Annotated in this window: 18 protein-coding genes; 11 read left to right on the top strand and 7 right to left on the bottom strand. The window is 63.6% G+C overall.

What is annotated here, in order from left to right; genetic code table 11:
• Positions 1–90: 90 nt before the first annotated feature.
• The 3 genes from OC446_RS06635 (at position 91) to OC446_RS06625 (ending at position 4,100) form a co-directional block, all read left to right on the top strand.
• Positions 91–1,461, top strand: coding sequence for a glutamine synthetase family protein (locus OC446_RS06635; RefSeq protein WP_262028258.1), 1,371 nt, complete (start codon positions 91–93; stop codon positions 1,459–1,461).
• A gap of 72 nt (positions 1,462–1,533) precedes the next feature.
• Positions 1,534–2,925, top strand: coding sequence for an aldehyde dehydrogenase family protein (locus tag OC446_RS06630; protein ID WP_262028257.1), 1,392 nt, complete (start codon positions 1,534–1,536; stop codon positions 2,923–2,925).
• 11 nt (positions 2,926–2,936) lie between these two features.
• The gene (locus tag OC446_RS06625; protein ID WP_262028256.1) at positions 2,937–4,100 is read left to right on the top strand and encodes an iron-containing alcohol dehydrogenase; all 1,164 of its coding nucleotides are present in this window, start codon (positions 2,937–2,939) and stop codon (positions 4,098–4,100) included.
• Positions 4,101–4,171: 71 nt separating this feature from the next.
• Here OC446_RS06625 and OC446_RS06620 read toward each other — a convergent pair whose 3' ends face one another.
• Entirely contained in the window at positions 4,172–4,768 is a 597-nt protein-coding gene (locus OC446_RS06620) for an NADPH-dependent FMN reductase (protein WP_262028255.1), read from the bottom strand.
• Positions 4,769–4,871: 103 nt separating this feature from the next.
• Between OC446_RS06620 and OC446_RS06615 the strand changes: the two genes are divergently transcribed.
• Complete coding sequence (locus OC446_RS06615) at positions 4,872–5,279, top strand: winged helix-turn-helix transcriptional regulator (protein ID WP_262028254.1); 408 nt, start codon at positions 4,872–4,874, stop codon at positions 5,277–5,279.
• Positions 5,280–5,296: 17 nt separating this feature from the next.
• Here OC446_RS06615 and aac(3) read toward each other — a convergent pair whose 3' ends face one another.
• Positions 5,297–6,112, bottom strand: a complete 816-nt coding sequence (gene aac(3) / locus OC446_RS06610) for an aminoglycoside 3-N-acetyltransferase (RefSeq protein WP_262028253.1) — start codon at positions 6,110–6,112, stop codon at positions 5,297–5,299.
• A gap of 54 nt (positions 6,113–6,166) precedes the next feature.
• Positions 6,167–6,832, bottom strand: a complete 666-nt coding sequence (locus tag OC446_RS06605) for an HAD family hydrolase (RefSeq protein WP_262028252.1) — start codon at positions 6,830–6,832, stop codon at positions 6,167–6,169.
• Positions 6,833–7,011: 179 nt separating this feature from the next.
• Here OC446_RS06605 and OC446_RS06600 point away from each other — a divergent pair, with 179 nt between their 5' ends.
• The gene (locus tag OC446_RS06600) at positions 7,012–7,779 is read left to right on the top strand and encodes an ion transporter (RefSeq protein WP_262028251.1); all 768 of its coding nucleotides are present in this window, start codon (positions 7,012–7,014) and stop codon (positions 7,777–7,779) included.
• A gap of 5 nt (positions 7,780–7,784) precedes the next feature.
• Here OC446_RS06600 and OC446_RS06595 read toward each other — a convergent pair whose 3' ends face one another.
• The 4 genes from OC446_RS06595 to OC446_RS06580 form a co-directional block, all read right to left on the bottom strand.
• Positions 7,785–8,891 carry an ABC transporter ATP-binding protein gene (locus OC446_RS06595; RefSeq protein ID WP_262028292.1) on the bottom strand — a complete coding sequence of 369 codons (1,107 nt, stop codon included), beginning with the start codon at positions 8,889–8,891 and terminating at the stop codon, positions 7,785–7,787.
• A 5-nt stretch (positions 8,892–8,896) separates the two neighbouring features.
• Complete coding sequence (locus tag OC446_RS06590; protein ID WP_262028250.1) at positions 8,897–11,086, bottom strand: ABC transporter permease; 2,190 nt, start codon at positions 11,084–11,086, stop codon at positions 8,897–8,899.
• 111 nt (positions 11,087–11,197) lie between these two features.
• The gene (locus OC446_RS06585; RefSeq protein WP_262028249.1) at positions 11,198–12,244 is read right to left on the bottom strand and encodes an ABC transporter substrate-binding protein; all 1,047 of its coding nucleotides are present in this window, start codon (positions 12,242–12,244) and stop codon (positions 11,198–11,200) included.
• 119 nt (positions 12,245–12,363) lie between these two features.
• Positions 12,364–13,158, bottom strand: coding sequence for an inositol monophosphatase family protein (locus OC446_RS06580; protein WP_262028248.1), 795 nt, complete (start codon positions 13,156–13,158; stop codon positions 12,364–12,366).
• A gap of 191 nt (positions 13,159–13,349) precedes the next feature.
• Here OC446_RS06580 and OC446_RS06575 point away from each other — a divergent pair, with 191 nt between their 5' ends.
• The 6 genes from OC446_RS06575 to OC446_RS06550 all read left to right on the top strand — a co-directional run bounded on the left by OC446_RS06575 (position 13,350) and on the right by OC446_RS06550 (position 18,818).
• Positions 13,350–13,796 (top strand): NUDIX hydrolase, encoded by a 447-nt coding sequence (locus OC446_RS06575; protein ID WP_262028247.1) that lies wholly within the window; start codon positions 13,350–13,352, stop codon positions 13,794–13,796.
• Positions 13,797–13,910: 114 nt separating this feature from the next.
• Entirely contained in the window at positions 13,911–15,083 is a 1,173-nt protein-coding gene (locus OC446_RS06570; protein WP_262028246.1) for a zinc-dependent alcohol dehydrogenase, read from the top strand.
• An 11-nt stretch (positions 15,084–15,094) separates the two neighbouring features.
• A complete protein-coding gene (locus OC446_RS06565) occupies positions 15,095–15,670 on the top strand; it encodes a cyclase dehydrase (RefSeq protein WP_262028245.1) in 576 nt (191 codons plus the stop codon).
• A gap of 9 nt (positions 15,671–15,679) precedes the next feature.
• Positions 15,680–16,129, top strand: a complete 450-nt coding sequence (locus tag OC446_RS06560; protein ID WP_262028244.1) for a DUF488 family protein — start codon at positions 15,680–15,682, stop codon at positions 16,127–16,129.
• Between the two features lie 33 nt (positions 16,130–16,162).
• Complete coding sequence (locus tag OC446_RS06555) at positions 16,163–16,705, top strand: MOSC domain-containing protein (protein ID WP_262028243.1); 543 nt, start codon at positions 16,163–16,165, stop codon at positions 16,703–16,705.
• Positions 16,706–17,006: 301 nt separating this feature from the next.
• Positions 17,007–18,818 (top strand): ABC transporter ATP-binding protein, encoded by a 1,812-nt coding sequence (locus OC446_RS06550; protein ID WP_262028242.1) that lies wholly within the window; start codon positions 17,007–17,009, stop codon positions 18,816–18,818.
• Positions 18,819–18,856: the final 38 nt, after the last annotated feature.

Here is an 18,856-nt window from a genome sequence, read left to right as displayed (position 1 = left end):
AGTGCAAGTCCACTTTTGGGTCCGATGCTCGAACGCTTCCAAGGGAGCGCGCCTGACGCGCTCCCTCCCATTCTGCTGAAGGTGTTTCGTATGGACGCTCCCAAGATCAAGAATGCCGCCGAGGCCGCCGAGTATGTGCGAAGCCGCGATCTCCCCTTCGTGAAGGTCGGTGTGGTCGATGTCGACGGCATCATGCGCGGCAAGTATATGGCCCGCGACAAGTTCGAATCCGCTCTCGAGAAGGGCTTCGGCTTCTGCGACGTGGTTCTGGGTTGGGATTCCAACGATCAGCTCTACGACAACACGAAGCTCACCGGCTGGCACACCGCCTATCCCGATGCGTCCGTGCGGATCCTGCCGGAGACGATGCGGCTCATTCCCTTCGAGAATGACCTGCCGTTCTTTCTTGCCGAGTTCGACGGCTATGCGGAGGCCGCCTGTCCCCGCGGCGTGCTGCGCCGCGTGCTGAAGAAGGCGGAGGATATGGGCTTCGCGGTTTCGGCCGCCGCCGAGTTCGAGTTCTTCCTGTTCGAGGAAACGCCCCATTCCGTGCGCGAGAAGAATTATCGCGACCTGAAGAACATCACGCCGGGCTTCTTCGGCTATTCGGTCCTGCGCTCAGGCGTCCATGCGGATTTCTATCACGAGCTACTCGACCTCGCGAACAAGATGGATTTCGAGATCGAGGGACTGCATACCGAGACCGGGCCCGGTGTTCTGGAGGCCGCAATCCGCGTCGACGACGCGTTGAAGGCCGCCGACAAGGCGGCCCTGTTCAAGACCTATACCAAGATCCTCGCCCAGCGGCGTGGCTGGATGGCCACCTTCATGGCGAAGTGGTCCCGCGACTGGCCCGGCCAGTCCGGTCATCTGCACGCCTCCCTGCGCGATCTTCGTACCGGCAAGGGCGCGTTCTACGATGCGAACGGCAAGCATTCCATGTCGGAGACCATGCGCTGGTTCGTGGGCGGCCAGCAGCAGCTGATGCCCGAGATCCTCGCCATGGTGGCCTGCACGGTGAACAGCTACACGCGGCTCATCCCCGGTTTCTGGGCCCCGACCGACTCGGCCTGGGGGGTGGAGAACCGCACGACGGCGCTTCGCGTCATTCCCGGCTCCGAAAAGTCGCAGCGCGTGGAATACCGGGTCGCCGCCGCCGACATCAATCCCTACATCGCGCTCGCGGCGGCCATCGGCTCCGGCCTGTGGGGCATCGAGAACCGGGTCGATCCGGGCGAGCCCATCCAGGGCAATGCCTATGCGGTGGAGCACCCCAGGGAGCGGGCCCTGCCGCGCTCCCTGGGCGAGGCGGCCGAGCGCCTGAAGGGCTCGCAGGCCGCCCGCGAGCTCTTCGGCGACACCTTCGTCGAACATTACGCGGCAACGCGCGAATGGGAGGAGCGGGAGGCCCGCAAAGCCATCACGGATTGGCAGCTCGCCCGTTACTTCGAGATCATCTAAAAGATTTATCCAGATACAAGCACAGGAGAAGATCATGGTCCTCGCGGGCCATGGTCTTTCGGACATCACATCATGGCTGATACCGACATCGTCTGCATTTCCCCCATCGACGGGCGCGAGCTCGTCCGCCGTCCCATCATGTCCGAGGCCGCCATCGACGCGGCGATCGCGGCTGCCCGCGATGCCCAGAAGGCCTGGCGCAACGTGCCGCTGCCTGAGCGCGCCGCCAGGGTCTCGGCCTTTCTCGATGCGCTGCTCGCCATGAACCAGGAGGTGGTGCCCGAGATCGCCCAGCAGATGGGCCGCCCGGTCCGCTACGGCGGCGAGTTCCGCGGCGTCGAGGAGCGTGCGCGCCATATGATCTCGATCGCGGAGAAGAGCCTGCTGCCCATTCCGGCCGATGACGAGAAGCCGGGCTTCCGGCGCATGATCAAGCGCGAGCCCGTTGGGCTCGTGCTCGTCATCGCGCCCTGGAACTATCCCTATCTGACGGCGATCAACACCATCGTGCCGGCGCTTATGGCGGGCAATGCCGTGCTGCTGAAGCACGCGTCCCAGACGGTGCTCGCGGGCGAGCGCTTCCAGATGGCGATGGATCGCGCCGGCATGCCGAAGGGCCTGTTCCAGAACATGCACTTTTCCCATGACCAGACGAGCCGCATCCTCGGCGGCGGCCTCGTCGACCATTGCAACTTCACCGGTTCCGTCGGCGGCGGCCGCGCCATCGAGCGCGCGGCGGCTGGTACCTTCACGTCCCTGGGCCTGGAACTCGGCGGCAAGGATCCGGCCTATGTGCGAGCGGATGCGAATATCGACCACGCCATCGAGAACCTCGTCGACGGTGCCTTCTTCAATTCGGGCCAATGTTGCTGCGGCATCGAGCGCATCTACGTGCACGAGAAGCACTACGACCGCTTCGTCGAAGGGGCCGTCGATCTCGTGAACGCATACGTTCTCGGCAACCCGTTGGAGGAGGCGACCACGCTTGGTCCGATGGCGCACAAGCGCTTTGCCGATCTCGTCCGCGGGCAGAATGCCGAAGCCGTGGCGAAAGGCGCGAAGGCGCATATCGACGCGAAGGCATTTGCGGCGGACGTGGGCAACACGGCCTACCTCGCGCCGCAGGTGCTCACCAACGTGGATCATTCCATGAGCGTGATGCGAGAGGAGAGCTTCGGCCCCACCGTCGGCATCATGAAGGTGAAGGGCGACGAGGAGGCGATCCGCCTCATGAACGATTCGCCCTATGGTCTCTCCGCCGCGATCTGGACCTCCGATGTCGACGCCGCCGAGGCCATCGGCGAGAAGCTCGAGACCGGCACCGTCTTCATGAACCGCTGCGACTACCTCGATCCCGCGCTGGCCTGGACCGGCGTGAAGGACACCGGCCGCGGCGCGAGCCTGTCGCGGCTGGCCTATGAGTCGCTCACCCGTCCGAAATCCTATCACCTCCGTCAGATCTGATTGAAAGCACCATGACCACGTCTCCTCGCTCCAACTGGAACTACCCCACAGCCGTGCGCTTCGGCGCAGGCCGCATCGCGGAACTGGCCGAGGCCTGCAGGGCCGTCGGCATGCAGGCCCCGTTGATCGTGACCGATCCGTTTCTTGCGACGCAGCCGATGACGAAGGCGGCGCTCGACCAGCTGACCAGCGCCGGCCTGAGGGCCGCGATCTTCTCCGAGATCAAGCCGAACCCGGTCGAGACCAATGTCTACAAGGGCCTCGAGGTTCTGCGCTCCGGAAAGCATGACGGCGTCGTCGCCTTCGGCGGCGGCTCGGCCCTCGATGCGGGCAAGGTCATCGCCTTCATGGCGGGGCAGACGCGGCCCATGTGGGATTTCGAGGATATCGGCGATTGGTGGACCCGCGCGGATCCGAAGGGCATCCTGCCGATCATCGCCGTTCCGACAACGGCGGGTACGGGTTCGGAGGTGGGCCGCGCCGGCGTCATCACGCAGGAGGCGACGCACACCAAGAAGGTGATCTTCCATCCCCTCATGATGCCGAAGATCGTGATCTGCGATCCGGAGCTGACGGTCGGTATGCCGCCCCACATCACCGCCGGCACGGGGCTCGACGCTCTCGCGCATTGCATCGAGGCCTATTGCGCTCCAGGCTATCATCCGATGGCGGACGGCATCGCCGTCGAGGGCATTCGCCTTGTGAAGGAATACCTGCCCCGCGCCTACAAGGACGGCAAGGACATCGAAGCCCGGGCGCAGATGATGTCGGCCGCCGCCATGGGAGCGACCGCCTTCCAGAAGGGCTTGGGCGCGATCCACGCGCTCTCGCACCCGACCGGCGCGCTCTACGACACGCATCATGGCCTGACCAATGCGGTCTTCATGCCCTATGTGCTGGTCTATAACCGCAAGGCCATCGAGGAGAGGATCGAGCGCCTCGCCGCCTATATCGGCCTTGAGGCTTCGTTCCAGGCCTTCCTCGATTGGGTGCTGCAGCTGCGCAAGGATCTCGGCGTGCCGCATACGCTGGAAGGGCTGAAGGTCGATGCCGCCCGCTTCGACGAGATGTCGGAGATGGCACCGAACGATCCCACGGCCGGTGGTAATCCGGTTCCGATCACCAAGGAGAGCTCCCGCAAGCTCTTCGAGGATGCGTTGGCAGGACGCCTCTGATCGTCTCACCCCAATGACAAAGGCATCGCTGTTCGTCGCAGCGATGCCTTTTGCTTTGATAGGGCTTCTGTTTAAGCCGCGGCCTTCAAGGGAGCCTTGCGTTCGGCCCGGAGCGACTTGAGGGCTTCCGTCCAGCGGAAGAGTTCGTCGAGCATCGTTGCGGCCGAAGTCTTGTAGATGTCGGGCGCATTGAGGGTGCCGTTCTCGTCCAGATTCTGGAACACCATCGGCATGGGCACGCCTTCCGGAATCGGCATCATCTTCAAGGTCGTGACGATCTGCTTCGCGACCTGAACCGAGCGCAGGCCGCCCGAGATGCCGCCATAGCTGACGAAGCCGGCCGGGGCATAGTTCCACTCGCGGGACAGGTAGTTGAGCGCATTCACGAGAGCCGGAGGCGGGGCATAGTTGTACTCCGGGGTCACGAACACGAAGGCATCGGCGGAGCCGACGCTCGCGGCCCAAGCCTTGGTGTGAGCGTGATGGTAATTTTGCTTCATCGGGTGCTCGGGCTCGTCGAAAACCGGCAGGTTGAACGACGCCAGGTCGACCAGAACCGGCTCGAACTTGCCATGCTCTGCGGTATACTCGCTGAACCACTTGGCAACGCTCGGACCGATCCGCCCGGGACGGGTGCTTCCGATGATGATGTGAAGCTTGGGCTTCATGATATGTCCTTGGTTTGCATTCAAAGGCCGGAACCCTTAAGTTCCTTTTTGTAACCAAGGCTCATTAGGTAACTTCCCTAGCGTTATGCAAGGAGGCACTTTCATGTCACCCAGTCACATCCATGTGCCCACCGATTGCGGGACCGTGACCGAAATCCTGTCGCGCGTCGGCGATAAGTGGAGCGTCCAGGTTGTGGTTCAGCTGGGCGACGGGCCTAAGAGATTCAATGAGTTACGCCGGATCGTCGGCGGAATTTCGCAGCGGATGCTCACTCTGACCCTGCGCGGATTGGAGCGTGACGGGCTCGTGACGCGGACCGTCTACCCGACCATTCCACCCCGGGTGGATTACCAGCTCACAGGGCTGGGTTGCTCTCTGCTCAAGACTGTCCGGGGCCTGGGTGATTGGGCGATCGCAAATCGGGACGAGATCCTGGCCGCGCGACGCCGCTTCGATGCGGGGAGCGGTGACGACCATGAGGCCGGACAGACGCAGTCCGATGCCGCCTGAACGGCCAGTTCGTTTTTTTAAGATCCGGCATTCCGCTGTAACCACGTGACAGCAAAGGCACAGACGGGAGCAGCTTCAACCAGGACCGATGGAGCCTGACCGATGATGCCCCTCGTGCCCCGGTCCGTGGCCAGGAAGTCCTGCACGACCGTCCCGAAGTAATCGTCTGCCAAGCCTTCTACGATAGGCTCAGAGGTATCGAACTCTTCCACCATGTGCCACGTGACGCCTTCAGGCGTGGCGAAGGGCACCTCATAGCGGCGGATGCGCTTGCCCAGGATGGGAGCCAAGTGTTCGGCGTGGTGGAGAAGTGTCATAGTATCGAGCGGCGCACCCACCATCAGGACCTTGCCGCCAGCTTCAACGAGCTTCGCCAAGGGTGAGCCCTCGCCATAGCCGTAATTGAGAGGGTGATCCGCCGTCAGCCCTTCCGCACGGGCGCCGACGGCCGCCACAGAAGCCGCCGGATTGCCGCTGCGCTTCGCTCCGGGTGTCGTGCGGATGAACTCGGCCAATACTCCGTTGTCGCGAATGGCCCGAGAGGTGGCGGGATCATAGGGTGGGATGTGGTCGCGCCATTCCGGTGGAACCCGCCCGGTTGAGTCCAGCAACCCGTCATAAGCGCCGTCCCAATCCGTATAGCTCATGATTGTGCCCGCGGGGCCGACCGCATCGAGAAGGGCGCCGATAAGGGCATCCGGGCCATTGAGCAGCCGTCCGACGCGGCTCATGGCGGCATGCACCATGACCGTGTCTCCTGCGGCGACACCGAGATCGATGAGGTCCTGCTTCAGGGAGGCGCGGGTGTGAAACACGGGTGGGGGACCGGACATTCGCCCAGGGTCGCGAGACCCGGCAATGGTGTCAACCGGCAACCCTGCGCAAGATCACGAGTTGGAGCTGGCCCTGTGCTCCAGGATCTCCCAGAGAGCCCGGTCATGGAATGTCACGATGGCTCCATCGGCGCCGATCTCTCGCATTTCGTCGGCGCTCAAACCGGTGAGAACACCGAAGGAGAACAGGCCGGCCGCCTTGGCAGCCCTCATGCCTGAGGGGGAATCCTCGAAGGCGACGGCTTCCTCGGCCTGGATTCCGAGCCGTTCCAGGGCGGTGAGATAGGGCATGGGATCCGGCTTGCCGCGCTCGACCTGATCGATGGTGACCTTGACTTCGAAACGGTCCGTGATGCCCAGAATGTCCAGAACATGGGTCGCATTCAGAAGCGGGGCATTGGTGACCAGGGCGATCTTGACGTTGTGGGCGTCCGCCCAGTCGAGCAGTTCGACCAAGCCTTCCAGCGGCTTGAGCTCGCGCGCCAGGCGACGGAAGGCAGCCTCCTTGCGGTCGGCATAGACTTCGTGTTCCTCGACGGGCAGATGGGGCAGGAGGGACGCGAAGATGGACTCGTTCGTGTGGCCGATGATCGAGGTGCGATAGAGGTCGTCGTCGATGACAACCCCCTCGGGTCCCAGGACTTCCGCGAAGGCCTTGAGATGGACGGGATCGCTGTGCACCAACGTGCCGTCCATATCGAAGATCAGAGCTTTAAGCATGGGAACGTCTCTCAAGAATGGCGGGTCTCGGGTTAGAGGGATAGACCATATGGCCCCGGAAGGCACCCCGTTGGAATTGCAGCCCAGCTCTATAGATAATCGAAGACCAGTGAAACCGTATAAAGCGTGATCCCACCGATGGTTCGCATCCTTTCCCGCCTCATCGACGAGATGGCCCGATGAAGGTGATCGACAAGCTCCGGCTCTTCTACGAGGGGGACACACCGGAGGCGCATCAGTTCCGCTACGGTCTTCTGGTGTTCGATGTGGCCACCATCCTCTTCATCGTCCTGTCGTCCTTCCTGCCCCGCTCTCCGGCCTTCGAGTGGATGGACGTCATCATCGGCCTGATCGTCCTGGCCGACTTCTCCGCCCGTATCGCCATCAGCCGGACACCCTGGCGTGACCTTGCCCATCCGACGACGCTGGCGGACGTCGCGGCCATCGTGTCCTTTCTCGCTCCGGTCGTGGGGGAAGGCATCGGATTCCTGCGGATCCTGCGCACGCTGCGCCTGCTGAGAACCTATCAGCTGCTCGCCCGCCTGCGCTCCGACAGCGTCTTCTTCCGGCGCAACGAGGATCTGATCATCGCTTCGGTCAATCTCGGCGTCTTCATCTTCATCATGACCGGCTTCGTCTATGAGACGCAGCGCTGGACGAACACGAATATCGGCAACTACATCGATGCGCTCTATTTCACCATCGCGGCACTGACCACCACGGGATTCGGCGACATCACGCTCACCGGAACGCTCGGGCACCTGATCTCCGTCGTCATCATGATCTTCGGCGTCACGCTCTTCCTGCGTCTCGTGCAGGTGCTGCTCAGGCCGGACAAGGTCCGTTTTCCATGCCCCGTCTGCGGCCTGCAGCGGCACGACAGGGATGCCGTGCACTGCAAGGCCTGCGGCACGATCCTCAATATTCCGGACGAAGGGGCGATATGAAGGGATTACGCGTTCGGCACGATGGCGACGCCACGCTGGTCGGCGAATGAAATCGAAACAGGAGTCCCCGGAGCGATCGGTTCCTTGCGCCCGTATTGGACCACGAACAGGTTTCCGATGGCGCTGTCCACCTCGTATTCCACCTGGGTGCCGAGATAGGAGGCCTTCCGCACCGTGCCGGTCAGCGCGCCGGAAGGGGCAGCCTTGTCGTCGAGGAAAATGGCATCGGGCCGCACGGCGAGCTTGACGGTCCCTTGGCGGGCATTCCTGTGTGGAAGGTGAAGGCTCACATTGCCGATATTCACCTGGGCCGTCGGCCCGGCAACGCTCACGAGGTCACCGGAGATGATGTTGGCATCGCCGATGAAGTCGGCCACGAAAAGGTCGGCCGGCTCCTCGTAGAGTTCGCGCGGCGTGCCGGTCTGGGCGATGCGGGCGTTCGACATCACGATGATGTGGTCGGATACGGCGAGCGCCTCCTCCTGATCGTGCGTCACGTAGGCCACGGTGAGGTTGAGGCTCTGCTGGAGTTCGCGGATGTCTTCACGCACCCGGCGGCGCAGCTTCGCGTCCAGGTTGGACAGGGGCTCGTCGAACAGGAGGACCTGCGGCTCCAGCACAAGCGCACGGGCCACGGCCACGCGCTGCTGCTGTCCACCGGAGAGCTCGGACGGCGCGCGCTTCTCCAGACCCTTGAGGCCGATCAGGGAGAGCTTCTCCATGGCCATCTCATGGGCGTCCTTCTTGGAGGCACCCTGCACGGACGGCCCATAGGCGACGTTCTCCAGCACAGACATGTGCGGGAAGAGCGCGTAGGACTGGAACACCATGCTCACGTCGCGATCCGCGGCGGAGAGGTTCGTCACGTCGCGTCCACCGATCAGGATCTGGCCTTCGCTCGCCATTTCGAGCCCCGCGATCATACGCAGGGTCGTGGTCTTGCCGCAGCCGGAGGGACCGAGCAGGGTCACGAGCTGGCCCGGCTCGATGGTGAAGGAGACGTCGTCCACCGCCGTGACGTTTCCATAGCGTTTCGTCACGTTGCGGAACTGAACCGAAGCCGCCTGCTTCTTGGATGTCCCGGTCTGGGACAGGGAATGGACGGAAGACATCTTGTTCATGGCACAGCCTGCACGGCAACGGGGGAGGGGGCGGTGCTCGCGCTGCGGCGCCCGAGGCGCCGCTCGCCGACGGCCAGCTGGATCACCGCGATGGCGACTAGCATGACGAGGATGAGCACGGTGGAATAGGCGATCGCTAGACCGAACTCGCCCGCCTCGACGCGGCCGACGATGTAGGTCGTCGCCATGTTGTACTCGGCGGTGACGAGGAAGATCACGGCGCTCACGGCGGTCATGGCGCGGACGAAGGAATAGACCAGGGAGGCGACGATGGCCGGCCGCAGCAGCGGCAGCACCACGCGGCGCATGGTGGTCGACGAGCCGGCACCCAGGGTCAGCGACGCCTCATCGAGGCTCTTGTCGATCTGGCTCAGGGTGGCGATGCCCGAGCGCACGCCCACCGGCATGTTGCGGAACACGAAGCACATCACGAGGATGAAGCCCGTCCCGGTGATCTCGATGGGCGGCACGTTGAAGGCCAGGATGTAGGAAACGCCGACGACGGTGCCGGGAATCGCGAAGCTCAGGAGCGTGCCGAACTCGAAGGCGCGCTGACCGGAGAAGCGCTGGCGGGTGAGAAGATAGGCGGTGAGCAGGCCGATGGCGGCCGTCAGCGGCGCCGAGAGCGCGGCCACCTTCACGGTAGCAAAGAAGGAGTTCCAGGCCGAACCCGAGAAGTAGAAGCCCCAATCGGCGCGCTCGACCCTGAAGGCGGTGACAAAGTGCTCGAAGGTCGGCGTGTAGTCCCGGCCCATGGAACGCACGAAGGCGCCGACCACGATGACCGCATAGACGGCGACGGTGAAGAGCGCCCACGGAAGGGCCGTGAGATAGGAGGCGAGCGCCACCCGCCGCGGAAGCGGCAAGGGAATGCCGGCGTCGCCCTTGCCAGTGACGGTCGTGTAGACCTTCTTGCCGAGCCAGGCGTGCTGGAGCCAGAAGGCGCCGAGCGTGAACGCGAGCAGGATGATGGACAGGACGGCCGCGCGGCCCTGGTCCTGCTGCGCACCGACGACGGCGAAGAAGATCTTGGTGGAAAGCACTTCGTAATTGCCGCCGAGCACCAGCGGATTGCCGAAATCGGCGAGGCTTTCCACGAAGCCGAGGAGGAAGGCGTTGGCGAGGCCCGGGCGCATGAGCGGCAGAGTGACGGTCCAGAAGGTCGTCCAGCTCTTGGCGCGCAAGGTCTGCGAGGCCTCCTCGAGCGTCGGGCTGATGCCCTGCACAACGCCGATCAAGACGAGGAATGCGATCGGCGTGAAGGCGAGCAGCTGCGCGATGAAAACGCCGGGAAGTCCGTAGATCCAGCGCGAGCGCGGCACGCCGAACCATTCCCACAGCACGGCGGAGAGGGCACCCGAACGGCCGAAGAGCAGGATCAGGGCCAGGCCGATCACGAAAGGCGGCGTGATGATGGGCAGAACGCTCATCAGGCGCAGGAGCTTCTTGAACCGGAACCCGGTGCGCGTCGCGATCAGCGCGAAGGCGAGGCCGAGAGCCGTGGTGCCGACGCCTACGAGGAGCCCGAGAAAGAGCGTGTTCCAAGCCACGCCGCAGCGCAGGTCGCTCGACAGGCAATCGAGGCCCCAGATCGAGCGGTCCATGAATTTCGCGAAGAATTCGTAAGGGGCGAAATTGCCGTTGTTGTCGGCGAAGGCGCTCGCGAGAATGGTCGTTACGGGGAAGAACACGAAAACGATGATCAGCGCGATGACGACGCCGATGGATGAGGTGACGAACGCATCGCCCCGGCACCAGCCGTGAGCCGCGAGCCCGTGACATAGAACAATGAGGAAGGCGGTCGCCGTCAGGGCGGCGCCGTAGCCCATGCCGGCCTGGCTGGGGCCCGGCTCGCCGAAGAGGTTTCTGAGGATGTCCAAAGTCCATCCGTTGAGGCCGATGGAGAAGCCCTGGAGGACGACGAGAGCAAGGCCGAGAACACCGGAGGCAATGAGCCAGTTGCCCTTCGTTTCCGCCGATGGACGGATCACAGGAATCAGCGCCAGGCATAGAGGCGCCAGGATCGGCAGAAGCCACCAGGCACCTTTGAGGCCATGGATCAGGGCAGAGCCGCTGACGAAATAATCGGCCAGGGTGTGAACGGCATTACGGTCGAAGCCGTACCAGGGCAGGAGGGCAAAGCCGACCCAGCCCAGAACGATCCAGCCAAGGGTTGCCCGTGACATCTTCTGTTCTCGCTTCAGGGCCGGTTCGATGCCCGGCCCTCATATGATCAGGATATCGATGTGCGACGGCGAAGCGGTAAATCGTTTCGCCGTCGCTTGTCGTGAGTCCGACTATTTCGGCAGGTTCTTCACCTCGTTGTCCCACTTGGACAGAAGGCGCTTGCGCTCGGCCGAGGAGCCGTATTTCGCAAAGTCGAAATTGATCAGCTTGATGTCGTTGAGCTTGGGAGCCTGGGGCGGAATCGGCGTGTTCTTGTTGGACGGCACCTGATAGGACTTGGCCTCCGCGCCGAGCTTCTGCGCGTCGGCCGTGAGAGCCCAGTCGTAGAATTTCTTGGCGTTGTCCAGGTTCTTGGCGCCTTTGATGATCGACATGGAGCCGATCTCGTAGCCCGTACCTTCGCAGGGGGCGACCACCTTCACGGGCGCCTTGTCGACGACCATCGTGACGATATCGTGCATGAAGGCGATGCCGGCAGTCGTCTCTCCGAGCGCCATGGCCTTGGCCGGAGCAGCGCCCGACTTGGTGTATTGATTGACGTTCTTGTGCAGGGCCTTCAGGTACTCGAAGCCTTTGTCCTCGCCCATGATCTGCACGATGGTGGCGAGAAGCGTATAGGCCGTGCCGGAAGAATTGGGATCCGCGACCTGCACTTCATCCTTCAACTCGGGCTTCAAGAGATCCGCCCAGCATTTCAGGTCGCCGATCTTCTTCGATTGGGCGAGTTCGGTGTTGTAGCCGAAGCCGAGCGCGCCCGAATAGATGCCGACGGTGCGGCCCTTGGACTGCTCCCACTGGCGCACGGCCCAGTCCTGGAGCTCACCCATCTTCGGAGACTTGTACTCGTCTGTGATACCCTCTTCGGCCGCCTGCATGTGCGGGTCGCCCGTGCCGCCCCACCAGATGTCGGCGCGGGGATTGGCGGCTTCCGCCTTGACCTGCGCATAGACTTCGCCTGCGCTCTTGCGGGTCATGGAAACCTTAATGCCCGTCTCGCGCTCGAAAGCGTTCGTCATGGCGCGGCACCATTCTTCCTGCACGCCGCAATACATGACCAGCGCGCCTTGGGCCTGAGCCGCACCCGCCGACATGAAGGACAGGGCCGTCATAGTGCCTGCCAGCATGGTTGCCGCAGCGAGATTCTTCTTCACAGTCATTCTTTCCTCCCAGGATGTCGTTCTTGTTATTGATTGGTCGGCTAAGCTCTCCCCAATGAGACGGCGGGTCAAGTGCCTAGCCTGTGCATCAAATGTGAATCTTTAGAATAAGATGCCTCTCACGGCTCCTTGCGGATTCCCGTTGCCTGCGTGAGCGAATCCGCCAGTTCCGGCGTGCAGGCCAGAACGGGGTTGCCTTTCCTGAGGCCGTCCTTGGCCAGGAAGTTGTTGGTCCAACCGCCCGCTTCCTCGATGATCAGGAGGCCGGCCAGGGCATCCCAGGAATTGATGTGGAGTTCGCAATAGGCGTCGATGCGTCCGTCCGCGACATAAGCCAGGCCCAGCGTGCCCGATCCGGCCCGGCGAACATTGGCGCCGGCCTTCTTCAGATTGTCGACGACCGCCACGTAAGGCTCCGGCGGCAGGCGCGACGACCAGCCTGCCTCGACGGTCGCCTGATTCATCTGGGCCAGCCCACTCACCCGGATCGGCTCCCCGTTGAGGATGGCGCCTCGTCCCCGTTGAGCCGTGTAGAGCTCGGCATGCATCACATCGTAGATCACGCCGATCTCGACCCGGCCCTCGCGCGCGAAGGCGATGGAGATGGCGAAATGCGGGATCCCGCGGGCGAAGTTCGCCGTGCCATCGATAGGATCCACCACCCAGACGTCGCGTTCGAAGGAGCCGCCGCCTTCCTCGCCGAAGAACGAATCGCCTGGGAACAGCTCGCTCAGGCGGTTGCGGATCAGCTCCTCGACCTCCGCGTCGGTCGCCGTCAGGAAATCCTGCGGGCCCTTGAAATCGGGCCGCTGCGAGCGCGGCCGTTCCAGAAAGCGCTTGCGCGCCAGAACGCCCGCCTCGCGGGCAATGGCGCAGGCTGCGGCAAACCTCATGTCCAGGCTGTCTGTCGTCATCGCGGGGCGTCCTTCCGGATCAAATTCAGGCTGTCCGTTGTTATGAAGCGGTCATGGATCCTTGAGAGGGTGGAGAATCGTCCGCGGCCAAAGGCCGACAACGGTCCCAATTCTTTCAAAATGATCCTTTCTTAGCCGGCTCAAATCATCTACGTTACAAACTATCTCCTTAGGAATTCTACTCTCGTCGAATGCCCCAGACACCGAAAGCAGAACTCAGCCAGGTTGCGGCACTCCCTTTCCGGATCAAGGACGGCAAGGTCGAGGTGCTTCTCGTCACGTCGCGCGAGACCAAGCGCTGGCTCATTCCCAAGGGGTGGCCGATGAAGGGAAAGAAGCCCCACAAGGCGGCCGCGCAGGAGGCCCAGGAGGAGGCCGGCGTCAAGGGCGAGATCCGGAACAAGCCTCTCGGCTCCTACGATTACTGGAAGCGCCGCGCCGCCCATTTCGATCTGTGCCGCGTCAACGTCTACCCGCTCGAGGTCTCGAAGCAGCTCAAGTCGTGGCGCGAGAAGGGACAGCGCCAGTCCCGATGGTTCGCTGTCGAGGAGGCCGCCCATCAGGTCCTGGAGCCCGCCCTGGCCGACCTCATCCGGAGCCTGCCGGAGCATGTGCAACCCCTCGCGGCGGCGGAATAGCCGGCAGATTCTGCCGACCGAAAGGGAACGCAAAGCCCCTCAAGAAGTCTTTCCACTGACGAATGCGGCCAAGCGGCGGAGCTTGGCCATCTTCAGGCATGTGAGGAGATTTCCATGAAGGCGCTTGTTTGGCACGGCACCACCGACATCCGTTGCGATTCGGTTCCCGATCCGCAGATCGAGCATCCCCGCGACGCGATCATCAAGGTGACGAGCTGCGCCATCTGCGGCTCGGATCTCCATCTCTATGACCATTTCATGCCGGGGATGAAGTCCGGTGACATCATGGGCCATGAGACCATGGGCGAAGTCGTCGAGGTCGGCTCCGAAACCAAAGGCAAGCTTAAGGTCGGCGATCGGGTGGTGATCCCCTTCACGATCATCTGCGGCGAGTGCGACCAGTGCAAGCGCGGCAACTTCTCGGTGTGCGAGCGGACGAACCGCAACGGTCACATCGCCGCCAAGGCTTTCGGCCACACGACGGCGGGCCTCTTCGGCTACACGCATCTGACCGGCGGCTATCCCGGCGGGCAGGCCGAGTACCTGCGGGTGCCGTTCGCCGATACCACCCACATCAAGGTGCCGGACGGCATTCCGGACGAGAAGCTCCTCTTCCTCAGCGACATCTTCCCGACGGGCTGGCAGGCGGCCGTCCAGTGCGACATCCAGCCGACCGACACGGTCGCCATCTGGGGCGCGGGACCAGTCGGGCAGATGGCGATCCGCAGCGCCATTCTCCTCGGCGCCAAGCAGGTGATCGTGATCGACCGGGTTCCCGAGCGTCTCGCCATGGCGGAGGCGGGCGGCGCCATCACGATCAACTTCGACGAGGAGAGCGTGATCGAGCGCCTCAACGAGCTCACCAATGGCAAGGGACCCGAGAAATGCATCGATGCGGTCGGCATGGAGGCGCACGCCGCCGGCACTGTCGATGCCATGTATGACCGCGTGAAGCAGGCGACCATGATGGAGACGGATCGTCCGCATGTGCTGCGCGAGATGGCTTATGTCTGCCGCCCCGCGGGCACGCTGTCGGTTCCGGGTGTCTATGGCGGCCTGCTCGACAAGATCCCCTTCGGGGCGATCATGAACAAGGGCCTGACCATCCGCACCGGTCAGACCCATGTGAACCGCTGGACCGACGATCTCCTGCGCCGCATCGAGGAAGGCCAGATCGATCCGTCCTTCGTCATCACGCATACCGTGTCCCTCGATGAGGGGCCCGACATGTACAAGATCTTCCGCGACAAGCAGGACGGCTGCATCAAGGTCGTCATCAAACCCTGACAGGTGAGATCATGCGCTACGAAACCGAAAGAACGCGCCGCCGTGGTCACGCCGACACGGCAACCGATACCCTGGCTCGCGGGCTCGGCCTCTTCTCCATCGCGCTCGGCATCGCCGAGATCGCCGCGCCTCGTGCCTTGGCGCGCGCGCTCGGCATGAAAGGCCAGGAGGGGCTGATTGCCGGCTACGGGGTTCGCGAGATCGCCACCGGCATCGGCATCCTCGCCTCGAAGGATCCGACGCCCTGGATCTGGGGGCGCGTCGCCGGCGACGGGCTCGACCTTGCGACGCTGGCGACAGCCCTCGAAGGCAACAACCCGAAGAAGGGCAATGTCGGCATCGCCATGGCGGCCGTGGCCGGCGTGACGGCGCTCGATGTCTATTGCGCCCAGACCCTGAGCCGGGAAAGCCCCCATCCGCTGCCGCCGCTGCAGGATTACTCGAACCGCACCGGCTATCCGCGCGGGATCGAACAGAGCCACGGCGCCGCCAGCGATTTCGAGGTGCCGCGGGACTTCCGTACGCCTGAGGCGCTGCGGCCCTATACCCAGCCGGAAGCATCTCGACATCCGCAGCCGTCCATGTAACTTCGCGGCATGGCGAAGCCGCAAGTTTTTACCATCGGATACGAGGGAGCGGACGTGGACCGCTTCCTCACCACCTTGAAGGATGCGGGAATAGGCACCCTCGCGGATGTGCGGGCCGTTGCGCTCTCACGCAAGCGGGGTTTCTCCAAGTCCGCCTTGCGCGATGCCCTGGCGAACCAGGGCATCGGCTATCAGCATTTCATCAGGCTCGGGACGCCGAAAGAGGGGCGCCAGGCGGCGCGCGCCGGGGACGGCGACCTGATGCGCCGGATCTACTGCAACGAGGTCTTGGCGACCGAACCGGCCCAGGAGGCTTTTCGGGAACTGGAGGCGCTGGCCCAGGCTCAGCCGATCTGCCTTCTCTGCTTCGAGCGTGATCCTGCCAATTGCCATCGCCGGGTTCTGGCGCAGCGTCTTGCCGAAAGAGGCTTCGAGACGGTGGATCTGGCTGTTCTCTGAGGCTACACAAGACAGGGTGGGGGGCAGTCAGTCATGCAGGCAATCGTCACGGCCGTGAGCAGCAGCGCGAGCCACAGCTTCAGCAAACCCAACCGGGACCTCATCCGGCTTATCGCCGGTCTCGGCGTCGAGGGCGACGCGCATCTTGGCGCGACCGTGAAGCATCGCTCCCGGGTGGCCAAGGATCCGACCCAGCCTAACTTGCGGCAGGTTCATCTGATCCATGCCGAACTCCATGACGAGCTGCGCGAGGCGGGTTTCGACATTTTCGCCGGCGACATGGGCGAGAACGTCACCACAGGCGGCATAGACCTGCTCGGCCTGCCGACGGGTACGCGTCTTCGCCTCGGCCCGAGCGCCGTGCTCGAGGTGACGGGGCTGCGCAACCCTTGCGTCCAGATCGACCGCTTCCGGAAGGGCCTCATGAAGGCTGTGCTCGGCAAGGACGAGCACGGGCATCTCATCCGCAAGTCCGGCATCATGGCGATCGTCCTGGAGGGCGGGGAGGTGAGGCCGGGCGATGCCATTCATGTCGAAATGCCGCCCGCACCGCACCGGCCGCTCGAGGTCGTCTGAAAGCGGGATCGGGCTGAAACAAAACCGCGGTTGCCAAGTTGAACGAACTGCACTACGTTTGTGCATAGGTTTAATTTCTAGAGAGGGAGGACTGCATGGCTTCTATCCGCTTGCTGAACGTTCCTCCCGGGTCGAAACTTTAGTTCCGACCGTGCGGGGCTCCAAGGCCCGCCAAACCTTATCAAGTCTTCACAATTTATGATCTTCGAGCGATCTCGGACGCCGTAAGCGGGCGTTCCTTCTGTCGCTCCTTGAAACTCCGAGGAGAGGTGCGCGCTCCGAGCGCCGCCTGTTCGCTTCCATGAACCAACCGAAGAAGAGCGGGGACGCCACCCGCGATGTCCTGAGATTCACGTTCCGGCACTGGCGCGAAGAGCCGCGTTACGTGGTGCTGATCGTCGCGACCATGATGGTCTCGACCCTGGCCGACGTGTTCATGCCCGTCTTCGCGGGACGGCTTGTCGACGCTATCTCCATGGGAGGCAACGACCGCGAGGCCGCCCTTCATGCGGCGCTCGTCGCGTTTGCCTTTATGACCGGCCTTGGCCTGCTCATGATCGTCATGCGGCATCTGGCATTCTACGGAATCGTGGAGCTGACCCTGCGGGTCATGGGACGCGTGGCGCAGGATGCGTTCGCGCGGGTCCAGCGCTTCTCGACCGACTGGCACGCCAATTCCTTCGCCGGCTCCACTGTTCGCAAGATCACGCGCGGCATGTGGGCGCTCGATCTGATGCACGATACGCTCCTCCTGGCGCTGTTGCCCTCGCTGACGGTGCTCGCCGGCTCGATGATCGTCCTGGGTCTGCGCTGGCCGGTGATGGGCGCCGTCGTCGGAATGAGCGCGCTCGCCTACATCGTCATGACGGCATTCCTGGCGACGCGCTATGTCGCGCCCGCGGCGCGGCTGGCGAATGCCTGGGATACGCGCGTCGGCGGCACCCTGGCCGATGCTTTGAGCTGCAATCCCGTCGTGAAGGCGTTCGGGGCCGAGACCCGCGAGGACCAGCGCCTCACCTGGGTTTTGCGCAAGTGGCAGAGCCGCACAAGCCGTCTGTGGCAGCGCGGCACCAACAGCGGCACGGTGCAGTTCATCGCGTTGCTCGGTATTCGCGCAGCCATCATCGGCACGGCCATCTGGCTGTGGTGGAAGGATCGCGCAACGCCGGGCGATCTCGCCTATGTGCTCACGACCTATTTCGTGATCCACGGCTACCTGCGCGATGTGGGCATGCACATCAACAACCTGCGCCGTTCCGTCAACGACATGGAGGAGCTCGTCGAAATTCATCGCGAACGCATCGGCGTGCCGGACCGCCCGGATGCGATGCCGATCCGCATCTCGCGCGGCGAGGTCGCGTTCGACCATGTCACGTTCCATTATGCCGGACACGAGACTCCGCTCTATCGGAACCTGTCGCTGACGATCCGAGCGGGCGAGCGCGTCGGCCTCGTCGGTCCGTCGGGTTCGGGCAAGACGACCCTCGTCAAGCTCATCCAACGTCTCTACGACGTGACGGGCGGGAGGATCCTGATCGACGGTCAGAACATCGCTCAAGCCGAGCAGGCGTCCCTGCGCGCGCAGATCGCCATCGTGCAGCAGGAGCCGATCCTGTTTCACCGCACGCTGGCCGAGAACATCGCCTATGGACGGCCTGGTGCCTCCATGGCGGAGATCGAGCGCGCGGCGCGGCTCGCCAATGCCCATGACTTCATCGTGGACCTGCCCAAAGGCTATTCGACCCTCGTGGGTGAGCGCGGCGTGAAGCTCTCGGGCGGCGAGCGCCAGCGGGTCGCCATCGCGCGCGCCTTCCTGGCCGATGCTCCGATCCTGATCCTCGACGAGGCGACCTCGGCGCTGGATTCAGAATCGGAGGTTCTGATCCAGCAGGCCATGGAGCGGCTTATGGTGGGGCGCACCTCCATCGTGATCGCGCATCGCCTGTCGACGGTACGCGCCCTCGACCGCATCCTCGTCTTCGACAAGGGCCGGATGGTGGAGGAGGGGGATCACCTCACGCTCTATCGCAAGGGCGGCCTTTATCGCCGCCTCTGCGACCATCAGGGGCTTGATCTCGCCAAGGCCCCCCGGTCCGACATGGCCGCCGAATAGGACAGCTGGACAAGATCCTTTTGGAATCTTAAGGAAAA

Origin of the sequence: Microvirga sp. Mcv34 (genome assembly GCF_024519725.1) — a bacterium.
GTDB lineage: Bacteria > Pseudomonadota > Alphaproteobacteria > Rhizobiales > Beijerinckiaceae > Microvirga.
Note: the sequence above shows the minus strand (reverse complement) of the source record. Positions and strands in the feature narration are given on the sequence as shown.